The sequence below is a fragment of the Oceanospirillum sanctuarii genome (genome assembly GCF_002150805.1).
Lineage (GTDB): Bacteria > Pseudomonadota > Gammaproteobacteria > Pseudomonadales > Halomonadaceae > Oceanospirillum > Oceanospirillum sanctuarii.
The window spans coordinates 45,654-61,727 of the sequence record NZ_MTBA01000008.1 but is presented as its reverse complement, the minus strand read 5'-3'; the positions used below and the strand labels follow the sequence as shown (position 1 = coordinate 61,727).

General features: G+C 48.2%; 16 protein-coding genes. 6 read left to right on the top strand and 10 right to left on the bottom strand.

From position 1 onward, the window contains the following. Positions 1–77: 77 nt before the first annotated feature. The 6 genes from BV405_RS14270 to dsbD all read right to left on the bottom strand — a co-directional run bounded on the left by BV405_RS14270 (position 78) and on the right by dsbD (position 6,339). On the bottom strand, positions 78–431 hold the full coding sequence (locus BV405_RS14270; RefSeq protein ID WP_140054623.1) for a DUF7352 domain-containing protein: 354 nt from the start codon (positions 429–431) through the stop codon (positions 78–80). Positions 432–562: 131 nt separating this feature from the next. Continuing rightward, positions 563–1,456: a LysR family transcriptional regulator gene (locus tag BV405_RS14265; protein ID WP_086481564.1), complete on the bottom strand. Its 894-nt coding sequence runs from the start codon at positions 1,454–1,456 to the stop codon at positions 563–565. Positions 1,457–1,496: 40 nt separating this feature from the next. Beyond that, positions 1,497–2,156: a hypothetical protein gene (locus BV405_RS14260; protein WP_086481563.1), complete on the bottom strand. Its 660-nt coding sequence runs from the start codon at positions 2,154–2,156 to the stop codon at positions 1,497–1,499. A gap of 236 nt (positions 2,157–2,392) precedes the next feature. Continuing rightward, the gene (locus BV405_RS14255; protein ID WP_086481562.1) at positions 2,393–3,805 is read right to left on the bottom strand and encodes an ATP-binding protein; all 1,413 of its coding nucleotides are present in this window, start codon (positions 3,803–3,805) and stop codon (positions 2,393–2,395) included. Positions 3,806–3,807: 2 nt separating this feature from the next. Continuing rightward, on the bottom strand, positions 3,808–4,473 hold the full coding sequence (locus tag BV405_RS14250) for a response regulator (protein WP_086481561.1): 666 nt from the start codon (positions 4,471–4,473) through the stop codon (positions 3,808–3,810). 24 nt (positions 4,474–4,497) lie between these two features. After that, a complete protein-coding gene (gene dsbD, locus BV405_RS14245; RefSeq protein WP_086481560.1) occupies positions 4,498–6,339 on the bottom strand; it encodes a protein-disulfide reductase DsbD in 1,842 nt (613 codons plus the stop codon). Between the two features lie 161 nt (positions 6,340–6,500). On the opposite strand from dsbD, the gene BV405_RS14240 reads away from it, so the two are divergent. From BV405_RS14240 to BV405_RS14225, 4 genes are all read left to right on the top strand, one after another. Further along, a complete protein-coding gene (locus tag BV405_RS14240; protein WP_086481559.1) occupies positions 6,501–7,025 on the top strand; it encodes a TlpA family protein disulfide reductase in 525 nt (174 codons plus the stop codon). 11 nt (positions 7,026–7,036) lie between these two features. Beyond that, a complete protein-coding gene (locus BV405_RS14235) occupies positions 7,037–7,258 on the top strand; it encodes a DUF4266 domain-containing protein (protein WP_086481558.1) in 222 nt (73 codons plus the stop codon). Continuing rightward, the gene (locus BV405_RS14230) at positions 7,245–8,582 is read left to right on the top strand and encodes a DUF3570 domain-containing protein (protein WP_245832341.1); all 1,338 of its coding nucleotides are present in this window, start codon (positions 7,245–7,247) and stop codon (positions 8,580–8,582) included. The genes BV405_RS14235 and BV405_RS14230 overlap by 14 nt, the downstream gene beginning before the upstream one ends. A 129-nt stretch (positions 8,583–8,711) precedes the next feature. Continuing rightward, positions 8,712–9,677, top strand: coding sequence for an FAD:protein FMN transferase (locus tag BV405_RS14225; protein ID WP_217895670.1), 966 nt, complete (start codon positions 8,712–8,714; stop codon positions 9,675–9,677). Here BV405_RS14225 and BV405_RS14220 read toward each other — a convergent pair. Continuing rightward, a complete protein-coding gene (locus BV405_RS14220) occupies positions 9,674–10,540 on the bottom strand; it encodes a putative RNA methyltransferase (RefSeq protein WP_086481556.1) in 867 nt (288 codons plus the stop codon). The two genes, BV405_RS14225 and BV405_RS14220, sit on opposite strands and share 4 nt — an antisense overlap. Before the next feature lie 332 nt (positions 10,541–10,872). On the opposite strand from BV405_RS14220, the gene BV405_RS14215 reads away from it, so the two are divergent. Both BV405_RS14215 and BV405_RS14210 read left to right on the top strand, forming a co-directional pair. Next, positions 10,873–11,238, top strand: a complete 366-nt coding sequence (locus tag BV405_RS14215; RefSeq protein WP_086481555.1) for a DUF2750 domain-containing protein — start codon at positions 10,873–10,875, stop codon at positions 11,236–11,238. A gap of 177 nt (positions 11,239–11,415) precedes the next feature. Then, positions 11,416–11,703, top strand: a complete 288-nt coding sequence (locus BV405_RS14210) for a CBU_0592 family membrane protein (RefSeq protein ID WP_086481554.1) — start codon at positions 11,416–11,418, stop codon at positions 11,701–11,703. Between the two features lie 138 nt (positions 11,704–11,841). On the opposite strand, the gene holA is transcribed toward BV405_RS14210, so the two are convergent. The 3 genes from holA to leuS form a co-directional block, all read right to left on the bottom strand. After that, entirely contained in the window at positions 11,842–12,873 is a 1,032-nt protein-coding gene (gene holA, locus BV405_RS14205; protein ID WP_086481553.1) for a DNA polymerase III subunit delta, read from the bottom strand. Beyond that, complete coding sequence (locus BV405_RS14200; RefSeq protein ID WP_176330172.1) at positions 12,870–13,385, bottom strand: LPS-assembly lipoprotein LptE; 516 nt, start codon at positions 13,383–13,385, stop codon at positions 12,870–12,872. Before BV405_RS14200 ends, holA begins: the two co-directional genes overlap by 4 nt. A 217-nt stretch (positions 13,386–13,602) precedes the next feature. Beyond that, entirely contained in the window at positions 13,603–16,053 is a 2,451-nt protein-coding gene (gene leuS, locus BV405_RS14195; RefSeq protein ID WP_086481551.1) for a leucine--tRNA ligase, read from the bottom strand. Positions 16,054–16,074: the final 21 nt, after the last annotated feature.

Here is a 16,074-nt window from a genome sequence, read left to right as displayed (position 1 = left end):
TAATACGAAAACCCCGTCTCTTACGAGACGGGGTTTTTTTATGCATGAAATTTAGGTTTTGAGTCCAGTGCTTAAGTTTAAGCGGCCTCGCTTAGCTTCATGCGATCGATTCGATCTTTGTTTTGACGACCACCGAAACTCTTGTCACCAGTGCTCTGTTGCTGGCTTTGATAGAGATGAAACGCTTCCGGACCAATAACATCCAGTGCGGTACTAAGATAGATATATTCGTCCTGGATAGGGTGGCCGGTGCGTATCACTTTAAACTCTACTTCAGTGGTAGGGATGTCTGCTCTTAAAGGCTCCTCAAACCATGCAAATAGTGCCTTATCAGCCTGTACATATTCAAAGCGGACAAGCTCAGAGCCTTCTCTTAAGTTTAGTGTCGTTGTCTCTTTTTCGTCGATTTGGTACTTCAGAACAGTCTTCATGATCATTACCTCCTCGTTGCTATGGTTTTATCTTTATCTTTATCTTTATCTTTATCTTTATCGAATATCGATTAAGAAAAAATCAGAATTTTTCTTTCTCGGTTTCAATTTTTTTCGATGAGAACAAGTTGCTAGCTTGAGATGAAGTACTCGAAGATCTCTTTTGCTGCTGTTTGAAGAGGGGTGGGAGTTCGCGTAATCATGTAATGGGGCAGCTGAATAGATTCTATTGCCCCGAGCTCTACAACGTCATATTGCCTGCAAACCTCATGTGAAATGTTGCTTGGAGCAGCAAAAATACCGTAGCCATGATGACCAAATACTTTAATCAGGGCGCTATCATTGACCTCTAGTTGCGGTTGAAGCTTCACACCATGATGTTTTAGCCATGTGTGTAATTCAGAAAAATAGGGGGCGTCCAAGTCATTTACAAGAAATGGTTTATCGCTGAGCCCTTTTGGAAAATTTTCTCTTAGGTCTGTGATATCGAGTGATTCAGCGGCATAAAGAGAAAGGGTTGTAGCGAATAAAAGGTGACAGAAGAGCTGTTTATTCTCCAGCTCGGCTGGTTTTTGATCTGTGAACAGAATATCTATTTTTTTCTGTTGTAATGCCCTTAAAAGATCATGGGGGTGACCTGTTAAGCACTTTAAACGGATCCTGGCTGGTAGTTGCATAGCTGGTTCAAGCAGTTGGTAGGCCGTTAACTTATGTATGGATGCGGACATGCCAGCAGTCAGTGTTAAAGTGTGTCCACTTCTCGATTCCTTGATCTTATGATTGAGTTCTTCCACAAGTATAAAAATGTCGTCTGCGGACTCTTTAATCTCCTTACCGCGAGCTGTGAGCTCTAGCCTTTTGCCTTTCCTTGTAAACAAAATTCCTACGTCTTGTTCAAAAGTGGCGAGTTGGCTGCTTAATGTTTGAGGGGTTAGTCCAAGCTGTTCACTTGCTTTAGTAATCGAGCCTGTTTTGGCTATCAGCCAAAAGTAATGTAAGTGCTTAAGATTTAGCCGATGATCCATAAAGCATACTCAGTCACTACAAAATGGGGTGTTATTACAGTTAGCGTTTAGCCTTTGCGTTACTGATAACGTCCAACGTAATCCCTAAGTCCTGTTTATATTCCATCGATATACGCGTTGTTTGAGTGGTTTGCTCGTATTGTTCTATAGCAGATTGGAGTCTGGTGCTGGAGCCCATAGAAGCCTCTAGTGTGGTTTTTTGTGCTCCATAGGATGACATGGGCGTCGCACTGCTGCTGACACCATGATTTGACTGAGATATCTGGTAGCTGACGCTAGCGACAGAATTCACATTTTTAATTTGCTGAAGAATATCAGGAGTGTCATCCAGTAGTCGCTGAATCCTACCCTTGTCTGGGTGTTCTCCAACGAAGGGAATTCCTGTGTAGGGATGGATATTGATACGGATTGGCATTGTGGTATCAATACCTGCCTTGAGAAATGCAATATCCATATTCGAAGAAAGCTGGCTGGCCATGGCCTGGACTTGTTTCCAGTTAGGCTCGTCAGAGTCTAAATTTAGACTCAATTCTTTGCCCGTGTCAGATATCACAACTTCCGCTCTCTCTGTAGAAAAAGCTTGGTTGTGTGTTTGACCCTGTTCTTCGGAATTAACTGCTTCTATTTGAGGGGCTTTCTGGCTTACCCCTGAGTTCAACAGGGATAAGCCTAAGGTTTGACTGATAACCTGACCTATCATGACAACGTTCTCCGGCAATCTTCTCTTGTTATTGATTACTTTGCTGACAAATAGTTTCGTATTGTTACAAAGCAAAAGAGATGCCAAATTGTTTCAGATTTTCTTCGGCGTTATCCCGTTACGCTAACTGATTAATAAACAAGAAGTTTGAGTCATAGTTGAAGATTATGACTACTACCAATCAATAAAAAGTGTAGTTCAGGTGTGGCGAATAGGCAGGAAGTTGCCGCCTAATGCTATAGATGCTGTTTATATACTCTCGGAAAAACCAACTTAACTGTCAGTCCTCTGGATGAGTTTTTCTCGAAACTAATAGACCCGGAGTGGCGCTCTGCAATTCGGTTAACGATTGATAGTCCAAGACCTGCACCTGCTTCAATTCCATCACGGTAGAAGCGTTCAGTTAGCCTCTCAATGCTTTCTGGTTGAATACCCTTACCTTCATCTGCAACGCAGATCGAAAAAGTATTGTCATCTTGTTGCAGTTGAACTTCGATGGAGCCTTGTTCTGATGAAAATTTTACGGCGTTGCTAATGAGATTCTGTAGGATGATCTCTAGGGCTCCATCTTCCATGTTTGTTTGCCAGTCCTGACTTTCATTGGCTTCTAGACTAAGTTCAATAGTTTTGCTCCAAGCTAAAGGCATTAACTCAGCTAAGCAATTGCGGCTACTTTCTAATAGGTTTAGCTTGTTTTTTGGCGATGGACTGCTATCGGACTCCAGTCTTGCCATGGTCAGTAATTGAGAAACAATTCGGGTTGCACGGTTGACCCCAGAGTCCAGCTCCTTCAAAGACTTCTTTATTTCTTCTTCAGAGCTGGAGTTTAGAGCGTTGTCGGTATGAATTTTAAGAACCGCTAGCGGTGTTCTAAGTTCGTGGGCTGCATCAGCGATAAATCTTTGTTCTCGGGCGATCATTGTTTGCGTTTCAGCCAGAAAATGATTCAGCGCTTTTTGGATTGGTTGGAGTTCCGTTGGTGGATTCTTCAGGATAACCGGATCGAGGTTGTTAGGTGCTTTTCCTCTTAGCTGACTTGTTAAATCTCGCAGCGGGCTAAGCCCCCATCCAATTGCCAGCCAAATCATGATGCCTAAGATAGGGATGCCGATTAACTCTGGTATTAGTGTTTGAAGAACAACTTTATCGACGAGCTCACCACGTACATCTTCTCTTTCGGCGACAGTTACAGTAAATGGATAATCCGATGAATGAGTCTTTAGAGTAAACGTCTGCCAAAGATAGCCTTTGAAGAAAGTACTCCCAAAGCCTGGTTTAAGTTCTACAAAGGATGTTGAGGGACTATTAGAGGATTGCATCAGAAGCTGCTCACCATGCCAAACCTGATAAGCGATCTTACTTTCATATTTGTGGCTGCCACCGCTGCCAGCTTCCAGTAAAAGTGCATCCTCAAAAGCTTTCTGTAATTTGTTTTCTTCAGTTCTTGTCAGTTCTGTCTGGTGAATTCCAAGAACTAAGGCCTGAAGAATTCTCGCGCTTTGCGCCAGGCGGGCATCAAATATTTCTTCAATTTCATGGCTGGCGTCTTTAAAACTCACGAGACCTATAAGGCTACTCATAATTACCAGCAAAAAAAGCACGAGGAACAGAATGCGTTTTCGAATCGACTTCAGAGGGTGATTAAGCAAAGTCAGTTACCTTCCTTGTCAATAACGTACCCAATACCTCTAAGAGTTCGGATAAGCTTGGGGAATAGCTTCTTGCGTAAATGATGGATATGAACTTCCATCGCATTACTTTCTACGTCTTCATCCCAGCCATATAGCATCTGTTGTAGCTTATCCCGGGTAAATACGTGCCCGGGCTGACTCATCATTTCATAGAGGAGTGTGTACTCTCGGCGGGTCAGAATCACAGCTTTACCCTCAAAAAGAACTTGTTGGCTTGATGGATCAATCTCAATGCCACGTAACTGAATTGTTGGTTGTGCTCTGCCGGAACTTCTGCGAAGTAAAGCCCGAATTCGGGCTTTCAGTTCGGTCATATCAAAAGGCTTTATCAGATAATCATCCGCACCACTATCAAGTCCATCGATTCGATCCTGAACGGCATCTCTGGCGGTTAGAATAAGAACAGGAGTGTTCATCCCCTGTGCTCTTACTTGTCTTAAAACAGATATACCATCCAGTCTGGGGAGACCAAGATCGAGGATTACCAGGTCGAACGGATCTGTTTCAAGAGCTTGTAGTGCTTGTACGCCGTCTGTCAGCCAATCGATCGTATACCCCTCAGGTTTGAGAGCTTGTTGTAAACCTGAGCCCAAACCCGAATCATCTTCTACCAGAAGAACACGCATAGTCTTTCCTTAAATCGTATTTGCTTAGAGAAGCTTACTAACCTGTCCGATGAACTGCTGTGGACCAAGTTCACCCTGAACTCTTGCTGCGGTCAGCTCACTTCCATCCGCTTTATAGAACAGTAAGCTCGGTGGTCCAAATAGTCCATGACTCTGGAGAAAAGCACTTTGTTCCGGGGTATTGTCTGTCATATTCAGTTGAATAAAGGTCACTTTTTCTCCCAATGCTCGAACGTCATTTCTGCTGAAGACTTCCCGTTCCATGACTTTGCAGCTGGCACACCAGTCAGCGTACAGGTCGACAACGACAGGATGTCCTGCTGCACTCGCGTCACGCATTGCTGCTTCCATGGCGGAAATTGAATCATAGCGGACGAACAGAGGTTTTTGTGCAACGCTGGTTGATTGAGCAGGGGCAGAGACAAAGGCAAGTGGTTTTAATGGGTCATCTTGTCCGGCAAGACCCGCCAGTAGCAAGCTGATACCGTAAACCATGAGAGCAATGGATAGCCCCCGTCGGGTTTTGCCCCAACTGTTAAGGGATTCGGATTGGCCGAAGTTGCCCAGATGCGCAGCATATACAATTGCCAGCAAGGCCCACAGGAGAATACTGACATTACCGGGCAATAGTCTGCCCAACAAACTGATGGCTACACCCAGAAGTAACACACCAAAGAAGGCCTTTACCTCCAGCATCCATCCGCCTGCTCTGGGCAGCCATTTTCCACCACCGGCTCCAACCAGAATTAAAGGCATACCCATACCGAGGCTTAATGCGAAAAGAGAGGCCCCACCTAATAGGGCATCGCCTGTGGTACTGATATAAACAAGAGCTCCAGCAAGAGGGGCGGATACGCATGGCGATACGACAAGCGCAGATATCAGTCCCATGAGTGCTACGCCGGCATATTTACCACCACTGCTGTTTTGCCCCATACGGTCTAAGCGGTCGCGAAGGAATGACGGTAGCTGTAACTCATAAAAGCCGAACATGGCCATCGCCAGCGCGATGAAAAGCGCAGAGAAGATGATCAGGGCTGTCGGACTCTGCAGTGATGCCTGAAGATTCATTTTGGCACCGAAATAACCAACCAAAACACCAGCCAGAGTATAAGTCAGTGACATACCCAGAACATACGCTGTGGATAGCCCTATACCGCGACGCATGGTGATGTTTTCCCCTTGTCCGGCAATGATACCCGCCAGAATTGGGATCATAGGTAGTACACAGGGAGTAAAGGTCAGGCCTAAACCAAGGACAAAAAAGGTTAGTACAACCCAGTAACCTTCCGCATTAGCCAGCATAGCGGCAATGGCACCTGCATCTTCTTCAACCGCGAGTTCCTGACTATTTGCGGGAAGCAGCTGACCTTCGGCAGGCAATGCAGGGGCTGTTTTCACTCCAGAAACAGGCTCAACATCCAGTTTTTTTCTCTGGGGGGGATAACAGAGACCATTTTCAGAGCAGCCCTGATAGCTGACTGTCAGCATTTTGCTGGCGGGCAAAGCCTCAACATCAAGCTGATGATGGAATACCTGAACTAATCCGAAATTCGGGTCATCTTTTTCTTCAGCCTGAGTCAGAAAGGCAACATCAGTTAGTGGCTGTTTGTTTTCATCGGTCAGTTTTAACCGTTTCTGGTATAGGTAATAACCATCAGCGATATCCCAATGTAATTTTACCGTTCCGTCACTTAACTGTTCATACCCAAATCGAAAGGCCTGTTCCGGCGGAAGGAATTCTTCCTCCTGTGCTGAAGAGGCAGCTAAAGCATTAAGACTAAGACTGGTCGTGAGTGCGATCACAACTAAAGCTGCCAGATGCTTTAGTCCGGCCCGAAAGCTGGTGAATTTATTTTGAGACATGAGTTTGCCCTCGTTAATCCCTTGAGATGTTGAGGCTATCTTCGGATAGGAAACTTAAGGTTTGCTTAAGTAACCGGTGAGCATACTTAAGAAAGTCTTAAGTTTTCTGAGAGAAGATGCTCAGCAATCAATGCTCAATCGCAAAATCAGGGAGTACGAACATGTCGTTTTCATTTAAAAAACAGCTCGTAGCGGCAGGTATTGCGTTAACCGTATTAAGTGCTCAGGCTGCTGCCTCTGAGCTTAAGCCCGCTCAACAGGCGCAATTGGCTCCAATGACTCAGGTAAGCCTGCCAAATGTAAAAGGTGGGCTTGCCTCTCTAGCGGATTTTAAAGGCAAGGTTGTTTTGGTGGATTTCTGGGCTTCCTGGTGCGGCCCATGTCGTCAGTCATTCCCTTGGATGAATCAACTGCAGAACCAGTATAAGTCGGACGGTCTTGAGGTTGTTGCGATCAATCTGGATCAGGAAGCTGACCTTGCTGCTGAATTTCTTCAGGAAGTACCTGCTCAATTCACGGTCCTGCTTGATACGGATGCTCAATTGCCAGGGGAATACGGTGTGATGGGGATGCCATCAAGCTATCTGATTGACCGGAATGGCAAAATCCGGGCGCAGCACATTGGTTTTCATAGTGATCGGGTCAAAGACTACGAAGACACCATCAAAGCACTGTTGGCTGAGTGAGGCACAAGACGATGACAAAAGTGATTTTTTTATCAGCCATCGTAAGCAGCTTAGTGCTCACCGGTTGTTCTGATCTTGGGGTGAAACCCTGGGAGCGCGATGTTCTTGCGAAAGAAGAGATGCAGTTGATTGCCGATCCTGTTGAAGCAGGACTGGATGATCATATCTATTTCAGTAAAGAAGCGACCAGTGGCGGACGCGGATTTGGAGGTGGCGGTTGTGGCTGTAACTAAACACAAGAAAATCGCCCAAAATGATCGGGCACTAAAGGCGATGTTAGCTTCTGCAGGCTGTGCATTATTGGCAGGTCTGCCAACTCAGTCTCGGGCTGCAGAGTTGGATAACTGGGATTTTGATACGGCAGCTTTAATTTATGCAGAAGGCGATAGTCGTGTCAGCGCTTTTGAGCCTGTGGTAAATGCTACCCGTAACTTTGACAGCGAAACCAAGCTAAACCTTAAACTGGCTTTTGATACTCTGACGGGCGCATCTCCAAATGGAGCAACCCCGTCTGATCAGGCGCAGACATTTGCAAGACCCTCAGGTAAAGGAAGTTATACCACCTCTGCCGGTGATCAGCCTCTGGATGATACTTTCCGCGATTCTCGCGGAGCTTTCTCTGCAACCTGGTCAGCTCCTCTTGGCAGGGACTGGGCATACAGTGCTGGTGGATATCTGTCTTCTGAACATGATTACCAGTCCTTGGGGGCTAACGGTACCCTTTCACGTTACCTGAATCAGAAGAATACGACGTTGACCTTTGGGCTTAATCTGTCGGCGGATAGTCTGAATCCGGAAGGTGGTTTACCTGTTGGTCTGAGCCGTGCTCCTGTACCCGGTAGCAGTACTTTCAGTACTGATCTGAGCAACAGTCGTGATGGTTCATCCGATAATAAGCAAATTGTTGATGTCGTACTTGGCGTTACTCAGGTCATCGATCGTAAGACTCTGATGCAGTTTAATTATTCGCTCAGCTCCAGCTCCGGCTATCTTAATGATCCCTATAAAATTGTTTCAGTAATCGATGACAATGCTGGTGCAAATTACGGCGGAAATTTTGTTAAGGATGGCTCGAACCTCTACCTTTATGAAAAGCGTCCTGACTCGCGTCTGAAGCATGCGCTTTTCTGGCAGGGCAAACGTCAGCTGGACAACGGTGATATTGTCGACCTGAGCTATCGCTTTATGTTCGATGATTGGGGAGTTAACTCCCATACGGTTGATCTGAAATATCGCTGGGATCTGGGCAAGCACTATATTGAACCGCAATTGCGCTTGTATACCCAAAGTGCCGCTGACTTCTATCAGCGTTATGTAACCTCCAGTGACTATCAGGCGTTAGATGAAGTCAGTGCGGATTATCGTTTGGGGGATCTCGATACCTATACCCTTGGTTTCCGTTATGGATATCGCCTGAGCCAGGATTCTGAACTGTATACGCGTGTATCCTTCTATCAGCAGGCCAGTTCCGGTGATAGTGGATTCGGTAAACTGAAAGATCAGGAACTTTATCCTGATACAACAGCCACCATGGTGACTGTTGGTTATCGTTTCTGATCCGATTGAATTGGACGAGAAACTCCCTGCTTGCGGGGAGTTTTTTAGTTTTCAGCCTCTCTGGCTCAATGCCTTTCATTTCTCAATCGGTTATCTTGCTGCTGTAAAGTTATAAAAGCAGGTAATGGAATGACCAAAAACATTCAGCAACTTCCTCTTCATCATGAGTCACATCCCCAACCGGAACTGACATTTCAGCAGGGATTTTTTCAGGTCTCATTTCAGTCGATGGCCAGTGATTGTGAGCTTCTGATCGATCTGCCTGAAGACCGTGTCGGGATGGTTAAGCATCTGGCGGATATTGCGATACGTGAAGTTTGGCGGATTGAACAGAAATACAGTCGCTACCTGCAGGAAAATACCTTTAGCCGAATTCATCAGCACTCCGGTCACTGGCAGGAGATTGATGAAGAAACGTACCGTTTGCTGGAGTTTGCTGATCAGGGGTGGCAGATTTCTGATGGCCTTTTTGATCTGACTTCAGGTGTGCTGAGAAAGGTTTGGTCTTTTAATGGTGGTGATCAGCTACCGGAGGCTACAGCCGTTAAAGCATTACTGGCGGATATCGGCTGGTCAAAACTGGATTATCGGACCGTCGGTAACAAGGCTGAGTTACTTCTGCCTGAGGGCATGGAGCTGGATTTTGGCGGAATCGGTAAAGAGTATGCCGTCGATCGCGCTCTGGGACTTATGCTGGCAGAGGCGCAGGCTGATGGAACACCGCTCTCTGTGTTGGTTAATCTGGGCGGAGATATGGCCTGTAGTGGCCTGAGGCAAAACGGAGAAAGCTGGAAGGTAGCGATCGAGCGACCTGATAGCGAGCAAAGCTCTCTGGCCTTGTTAAGCCTTTCCGGAGGCGGGCTGGCTACCTCCGGGGATAGTCGGCGTTTTCTGCTGAAAGATGGCGTACGTTACAGTCATGTGCTGAACCCTAAAACCGGATGGCCGATTCAGGATGCCCCGCGCTCCATTACCGTAGCAGCCCCAAGCTGTGTTCAGAGTGGGTTAATTGCCACTCTGGCTTTGCTCCAGGGGGATAAGGCAGAAGATTTTCTCAGAGCGACGGGTTTGCGTTACTGGTTGGTGCCCGCCTAAGCCTTAAATTCCAGAATCCGAAAGACAACCTGAGCGGTCAGATTCAGCTGTTCCAGCTGCTGGGCGCTTTGCTTACCTTCGTAGTTAGCGCGATAGAGATGGGGGGTCATTACCAGAAGATCCTGAACCTGTTCTTTATTAAGTGTGGCAGGTCGGAACTCAAGCTGTTGCTGATCGATCAGAGTGAAGCCGACTTCCTCGATACCTTTAAGTTCCGGTACGTCTTTGCGGTGCACCTCCTTATAGATGATTTCGCGGAGCTCTATCAGGTGGTCAACACCAGGCTCCGCCAGAATCACCTTACCGCCGGGTTTCAGCACCTTGGCAAACCACTCTGGCTGCCAGAAGCCAAACATGCAGATAATCAGATCCACGGAAGCGGGTTCAACCGGTAGCTGGGCATTGGTGCCAACGATCCAGGTGATTGGCAGCTGATATCTGGTCGCTGCCTGTACACCCCATTTGGAGATATCCACACCCAGCAATTCAATCTGTTCCTGTTCTGTCAGATTATTTTCCGTCGCTAAGCGGCTCAGGTAGTAACCTTCACCGCAACCGGCATCCAAAATAGTCACAGGCTCATTATCAGACAGAGTCAGCTGTTGGCTAACCAGTTGATTCAACCGATCTGAGATCGGCTGATACAGCCCTGCCTGCAAGAATCGCTGACGGGCCTGAATCATCTCTTTGCTGTCACCGGGGTCTTTTGACTTCTTTTTCTGCACCGGCAGCAGGTTTACATAACCCTGTTTAGCGATATCAAAGCTGTGGCCTGACGGGCATTTAAGAGTTCGTTCTTCCAGCGTCAGTGATTGCTGATCCAGTGGACAGATAAGGTGTGCTGAGGAGGTGAATTTTGCCATGGTCAGATGCTTCGTTTGATAAAGTGCTTCAGAAATCGATAACGTGTTCGGATGTACCGACCGGAGGTCAGGAGCGCGCCATCTTGCGGTTTACTGCCGGTAGGGTCAAGTTGTGTCGGGAAAATAGTTCTTATGATGGGGAAATTTTCGTTTTTAGCAAAAATTGATCTATCTTAGATAGCAATTCCTGTTGGCCGTGATAATCTGGCAGCCCTGAATGTAGCAGTGATTGTTTACGGTCTCAGAGTGCTGAAAGACATTAACCTTTCAGCACGACGCTGACGATAAACGGTCATATTGCTTCTAACTGATTTGATTTTGGTGATCCTATTATGACACGCCTGACAGATAACCTTGATGACAACTACTCCCTCTTTATTGAGGAGATCCGTTTCAATGGAGAGCTCTGGGGTATTGAGTCAGAAGATGGCTGGGTTGTGGTTGATTCTCAGGAATTCGAGGATACCGACGTTATCCCTTTCTGGTCTGACAAAGAAGATGCCGAGGCTCATTGCGTTGAAGAGTGGGCGGACTATCAGATCAGTAAAGTAGAGATAGAAGACTTTGTGCAGGAATGGCTGCCGGAGCTGGATAACGATGGCGTGTTGGTTGGTGCTAATTGGAATGTCGAGCTTGAAGGTCTTGAAATCGAGCCGCTGCAGCTTGCTGAAGCACTGGCCGGTGTTGATGCTGATTGATACCATCAACTGATTAATTGTGCTGGCTTGCAATCGCGACGGGCCTCAGATATAACATGTAAAAGCCTCCTGACGCATAAGCGTAGGGAGGCTTTTTTTCGGTCTGCTGTTTTTGATTCATGGATCTGTTGTTTTCGGTTTGTGGATTAAAAAGCGGCAAGAGCAGAGGCAAAAGTGATGAGCTATACGTGGTTTGATCTGGTAGGCAATATCGGTGTTTTTCTGGTGGTGTTGGCATTCTATCTGTTACAGACAGAGCGTATTACCAGCCGGGATATCCGATACTCACTGTTGAATCTGACCGGGGCGATTCTGTTACTGATCTCCCTGCTGTTCAACTGGAACCTGTCTTCCGTAATCATCGAACTGTTCTGGATCGGTATCAGTCTGATCGGTATCTTCAAGCACCTGACCCGTAAAAGTGAAGGTGGTAAGGGCACGCAGAACTCACCGGAAGCTGTCTGAGTCTGACTTCGCTTCCCGTCAGTTATAAGCTGACAAAAAAAGCCGCATACCATAAGGCCGGATCCTGAGAGGATTTATCCAGGCCTGCAGGTTACGGCTTTACAGTATTTGATCCTGCATCAGCGATTCGGGATCTGATCAGAGCACATTCAATCCGCTGAACTTCAGACACAACTGACTCAGCATTGGCCAGCTCTTCCCTTTCTCAATACCTTTTACCCTCTGATCCACCTGCTCAGCCATCAGAATCAGTTGATGTAGCTGTTTACTGCTATGAGCTTTAATCGCTTTCTGATAGACCGGTTTTCGTTTATCCCAGATTCTGAGATCCCGACAGATTCGATCGAAGGATTGCCCCTGATCGACTCTGTGCTTCAGGTTGACCAGCTGGCGCAACTCCCGGGTGATGCCCCAAAGAATAATCGGTGGTTCCAGCCCTTCGCCCTGTAGCCCTGTCAGGATACGGCTGGTGCGAACCGGATCTCCGGCCAGCAGGGCATCGGTCAGATTGAAAACATCATAGCGGGAACTGTCGTGTACAGCGGCCAGAATCGCCTGATCATCCAGTTGGCTCTGATCCGGATACGCCAGTCTCAGTTTCTGGATCTCCTGATCACAGGCTAACAGGTTACCTTCAACCCGCTGTGCCAGGAGAGAGACGGCTTCAGGTGTTGGCTGAAAACCTGCTGCTCTTAATCGATGGGTGATCCAGCCCGGCAGGCGTTGCTGATCCAGCGGCCAGACAGGAACAAAAACACCGACAGCATCCAGCGCTTTAAACCATTTGCTGTTGGTGGATGAGCCTTCGAGCTTACCGGAGATAATCATCAGGGTATTATCGCTTTGGCCGCGATTATCCGAGATCTCCTGCGCATAAGCCTGCAGCGCCTGACTACCTTCCTGCCCGGGTTTACCGCTAGGAATATGTAGTTCAATCAGTTTATGGCTGGAGAAGAGGCTCATGCTGGCATTGGCTTCCAGCAGCGTAGACCAGCTGAAGCTGTTATCCACATGATGGACTTCCCGTTCTTCAGCTCCGGCCTGACGCACGGCAGCGCGAACTGCATCGGAGGCTTCGCGCATCTGAAGGGGTTCATCGCCGGCAATCAGATAGATCGGCTTAAGACCCGATTTAAGCTGATCATTCAGCTTATCGGCAAAAACCTTCATGGTTGCTGGCTGCCGGTAACCCCTTTGGTCACCGGAAGTGTGATGCGGCTTAACTGACGGGCAACACGGCTGGCCAGATCACGCTCCATCTCAAAGCGAAGTGATGCCAGATCGCTGGCTTCGCTGTAAAGGCTGTCACTACTGGTATAGGTGCGGCTGGCTTTGAGCGTGCTTTGCGGTGCAACCGGTTTGCCTTCTGCGTTCAGCAGTTGGAAATCGACTTCGGCATAGAGGTCGTAGCTGCTTGAGCCTGAGGTAAAGGTGGTTTGCTGCTTCTGGTGGCGTACCTGACTCAGCCAAAGGTGCCAGCGGGCACCATCTTTGCCTTTCAGGAGTACAACGTCGCCCTGAGTCAGCTGCGTCGCCAGAGTGTTATAAAAAACAGAGGATTGTTCAGAGAGGTAAAGTGGCGAGAGCTCAGCCGGAAAACCGGCTGTCCCTCGCAGCTGAAAGCCGCAGCCACTGACGAGAACTGCCAGTAAAACTGCGCCTAACCACTTAAAACTAGACAAGGTGTTTGTCTTTTGCAACTTCATCTGACTTCCGATTGCTAAGTTAAGGCCGTTTTCAGGCATTAACGTACGATTCTTTGATTTGGGTTGTTATTACGCATTCATCAGCGAGCGAATTAGCCAATGAACTTTTAAATCAGCTTTAACAGTAGACCTGCAAAAACAGGCACGGTTTCCACCGTGCCTGTTTTCGGATAGCAGTTAAATCTGTGAAAGATTAGTTCGCCACAATGTTGACCAGTTTGCCCGGAACCACAATCACTTTGCGGATGGTGACACCTTCCAGGAACTTAGCCACTTTCTCATCGGCTTTTGCCAGTTCTTCAACTGCATCTTTTGGTGCGTCGGCAGCCACTTCAAGCTTACTACGCACTTTACCGTTAACCTGAACCACCATCTGGATGGAATCACGGGTCAGGGCGTCCTGATCCACAACCGGCCAGCTGGCATCGATAACTGCATCTTCATGGCCCAGCATCTGCCACAGAGTATGGGCGATGTGTGGCACCATAGGTGACAGCATGAGTACACAAGCTTCAATCGCTTCGTGCTGAACGGCACGCATCTCTGCACTATCGTCATTCACTTTAGTGATGGCGTTAGTCAGTTCCATAACAGCCGCAATAGCGGTGTTAAAGGTCAGACGGCGTTCCATATCATCGCTGATCTTAGCGATGGTTTCGTGGGTCTTACGACGCAGCTCTTTCTGTTTGTCGTTCAGCGAAGCAGGGTTCAGGGCTGCAACTTCACCGCCTTCAACATGGCTCTGTACCATTTTCCACAGACGCTTCAGGAAGCGGTTTGCACCTTCCACACCGGAATCAGACCATTCCAGAGATTGCTCTGGTGGTGCCGCGAACATGATAAACAGACGTACGGTATCGGCACCGTATTTCTGGATCAGTTCCTGAGGGTCAACGGTGTTGCCCTTGGACTTGGACATCTTGCTGCCATCTTTCAGAACCATGCCCTGAGTCAGCAGACGCTGGAACGGCTCGTCAGAGTTAACCAGACCTTCGTCACGCAGCAGCTTGTGATAGAAGCGGCTGTACAGCAGGTGCAGAATGGCGTGCTCGATACCACCGATGTAGTGGTTTACCGGCGTCCAGTAATCCGCCTCGGAATCCAGCATCGCTTCACCCTGGTTACGGCAAGCGTAACGGGCGTAGTACCAGGACGACTCCATAAAGGTGTCGAAGGTATCGGTTTCACGGGTTGCTGCGCCACCACACTTAGGACAGGTGGTTTCGTAGAATTCCGGCATCTTCTTGATTGGAGAACCTACGCCGTCAAATTCAACATCTTCCGGCAGTACCACCGGCAGCTGGTCTTCCGGTACAGGAACGTCACCACAGCTGTCACAGCTGATCATAGGGATTGGCGCGCCCCAGTAACGCTGACGGGATACACCCCAGTCGCGCAGACGATAGTTGATGGTGATCTTGCCTTTACCTTCGCCTTCCAGCTTGGCAGCGATGGCGTCAAAAGCGGCTTCAAAGTCCAGACCGTCAAATTCACCGGAGTTAACCAGGGTACCTTTTTCGGTGTAGGCTTCTTTGCTCAGATCCACTTCGTCGCCTTCAGCAGCGGCGATCACCTGCTCAATCGGCAGGCCGTATTTGGTTGCAAATTCCCAGTCACGCTGATCGTGACCCGGAACCGCCATAACAGCACCTGAACCGTAATCCATCAGTACGAAGTTCGCGACCATCACAGGTACTTCACGACCGGTCAGCGGGTGAAGAGCGGTAAAGCCGGTTGGCATACCCTTCTTCTCCATGGTGGCCATATCGGCTTCAGCAACCTTGGTGTGTTTGCATTCTTCAACAAAAGCCGCCAGTTCCGCATTGTTCTGAGCCGCTTCCAGAGACAGTGGGTGTTGAGCAGCAACAGCCACATAGGTCACGCCCATCAGAGTGTCCGGACGGGTCGTGAATACTTCCAGCTCTTCGGAGCGATCTTTCAGACCGAAACGCAGTTCAACACCACGGGATTTACCGATCCAGTTGCGCTGCATGGTTTTAACCTGCTCAGGCCAGTCAACCTTGTCCAGATCGTCCAGCAGCTGATCGGCGTAATCAGTAATCTTCAGGAACCACTGAGGAATTTCACGACGCTCAACCTCAGTGTCACAACGCCAGCAGCAACCATCGATAACCTGCTCATTGGCCAGAACGGTCATATCGTTCGGGCACCAGTTAACAGCAGATGTCTTCTTGTACACCAGGCCTTTTTCGAACAGGCGGGTGAAGAACCACTGTTCCCAGCGATAATATTCCGGATGGCAGGTGGCGATTTCACGATCCCAGTCGTAAGCAAAACCCAGTTGCTTCAGCTGGTCACGCATGTAATCGATGTTTTCGTAGGTCCATTTCGCTGGCGCTACGTTGTTTTTGATCGCTGCGTTTTCTGCTGGCAGACCAAACGCATCCCAGCCCATAGGCTGCAGCACGTTTTTGCCACGCAGTCGCTGATAACGGGACAGTACATCACCAATGGTGTAGTTACGCACGTGACCCATGTGCAGTCGGCCGCTTGGGTACGGGAACATAGAAAGGCAGTAGAATTTTTCGCGGTTTGCGTCTTCTACAGCTTTGAAACATTGATTCTTTTCCCAGAAAGCCTGAGCTTCCTGTTCGATTTTGTGGGGAGTGTACTGAACGTCCATTATCGCTTGGTTACCTTGCCA

Bases quoted from the DNA above. Each gene is read 5' to 3' on its own strand.
- BV405_RS14210 (WP_086481554.1), top strand. From the start codon at position 11,416: ATGAGCTATACGTGGTTTGATCTGGTAGGCAATATCGGTGTTTTTCTG.
- BV405_RS14240 (WP_086481559.1), top strand. From the start codon at position 6,501: ATGTCGTTTTCATTTAAAAAACAGCTCGTAGCGGCAGGTATTGCGTTA.
- BV405_RS14235 (WP_086481558.1), top strand. From the start codon at position 7,037: ATGACAAAAGTGATTTTTTTATCAGCCATCGTAAGCAGCTTAGTGCTC.
- holA (WP_086481553.1), bottom strand. From the start codon at position 12,873: ATGAAGGTTTTTGCCGATAAGCTGAATGATCAGCTTAAATCGGGTCTT.
- BV405_RS14215 (WP_086481555.1), top strand. From the start codon at position 10,873: ATGACACGCCTGACAGATAACCTTGATGACAACTACTCCCTCTTTATT.
- dsbD (WP_086481560.1), bottom strand. From the start codon at position 6,339: ATGTCTCAAAATAAATTCACCAGCTTTCGGGCCGGACTAAAGCATCTG.
- BV405_RS14225 (WP_217895670.1), top strand. From the start codon at position 8,712: ATGACCAAAAACATTCAGCAACTTCCTCTTCATCATGAGTCACATCCC.
- BV405_RS14220 (WP_086481556.1), bottom strand. From the start codon at position 10,540: ATGGCAAAATTCACCTCCTCAGCACACCTTATCTGTCCACTGGATCAG.
- leuS (WP_086481551.1), bottom strand. From the start codon at position 16,053: ATGGACGTTCAGTACACTCCCCACAAAATCGAACAGGAAGCTCAGGCT.
- BV405_RS14270 (WP_140054623.1), bottom strand. From the start codon at position 431: ATGAAGACTGTTCTGAAGTACCAAATCGACGAAAAAGAGACAACGACA.
- BV405_RS14250 (WP_086481561.1), bottom strand. From the start codon at position 4,473: ATGCGTGTTCTTCTGGTAGAAGATGATTCGGGTTTGGGCTCAGGTTTA.
- BV405_RS14260 (WP_086481563.1), bottom strand. From the start codon at position 2,156: ATGATAGGTCAGGTTATCAGTCAAACCTTAGGCTTATCCCTGTTGAAC.
- BV405_RS14265 (WP_086481564.1), bottom strand. From the start codon at position 1,456: ATGGATCATCGGCTAAATCTTAAGCACTTACATTACTTTTGGCTGATA.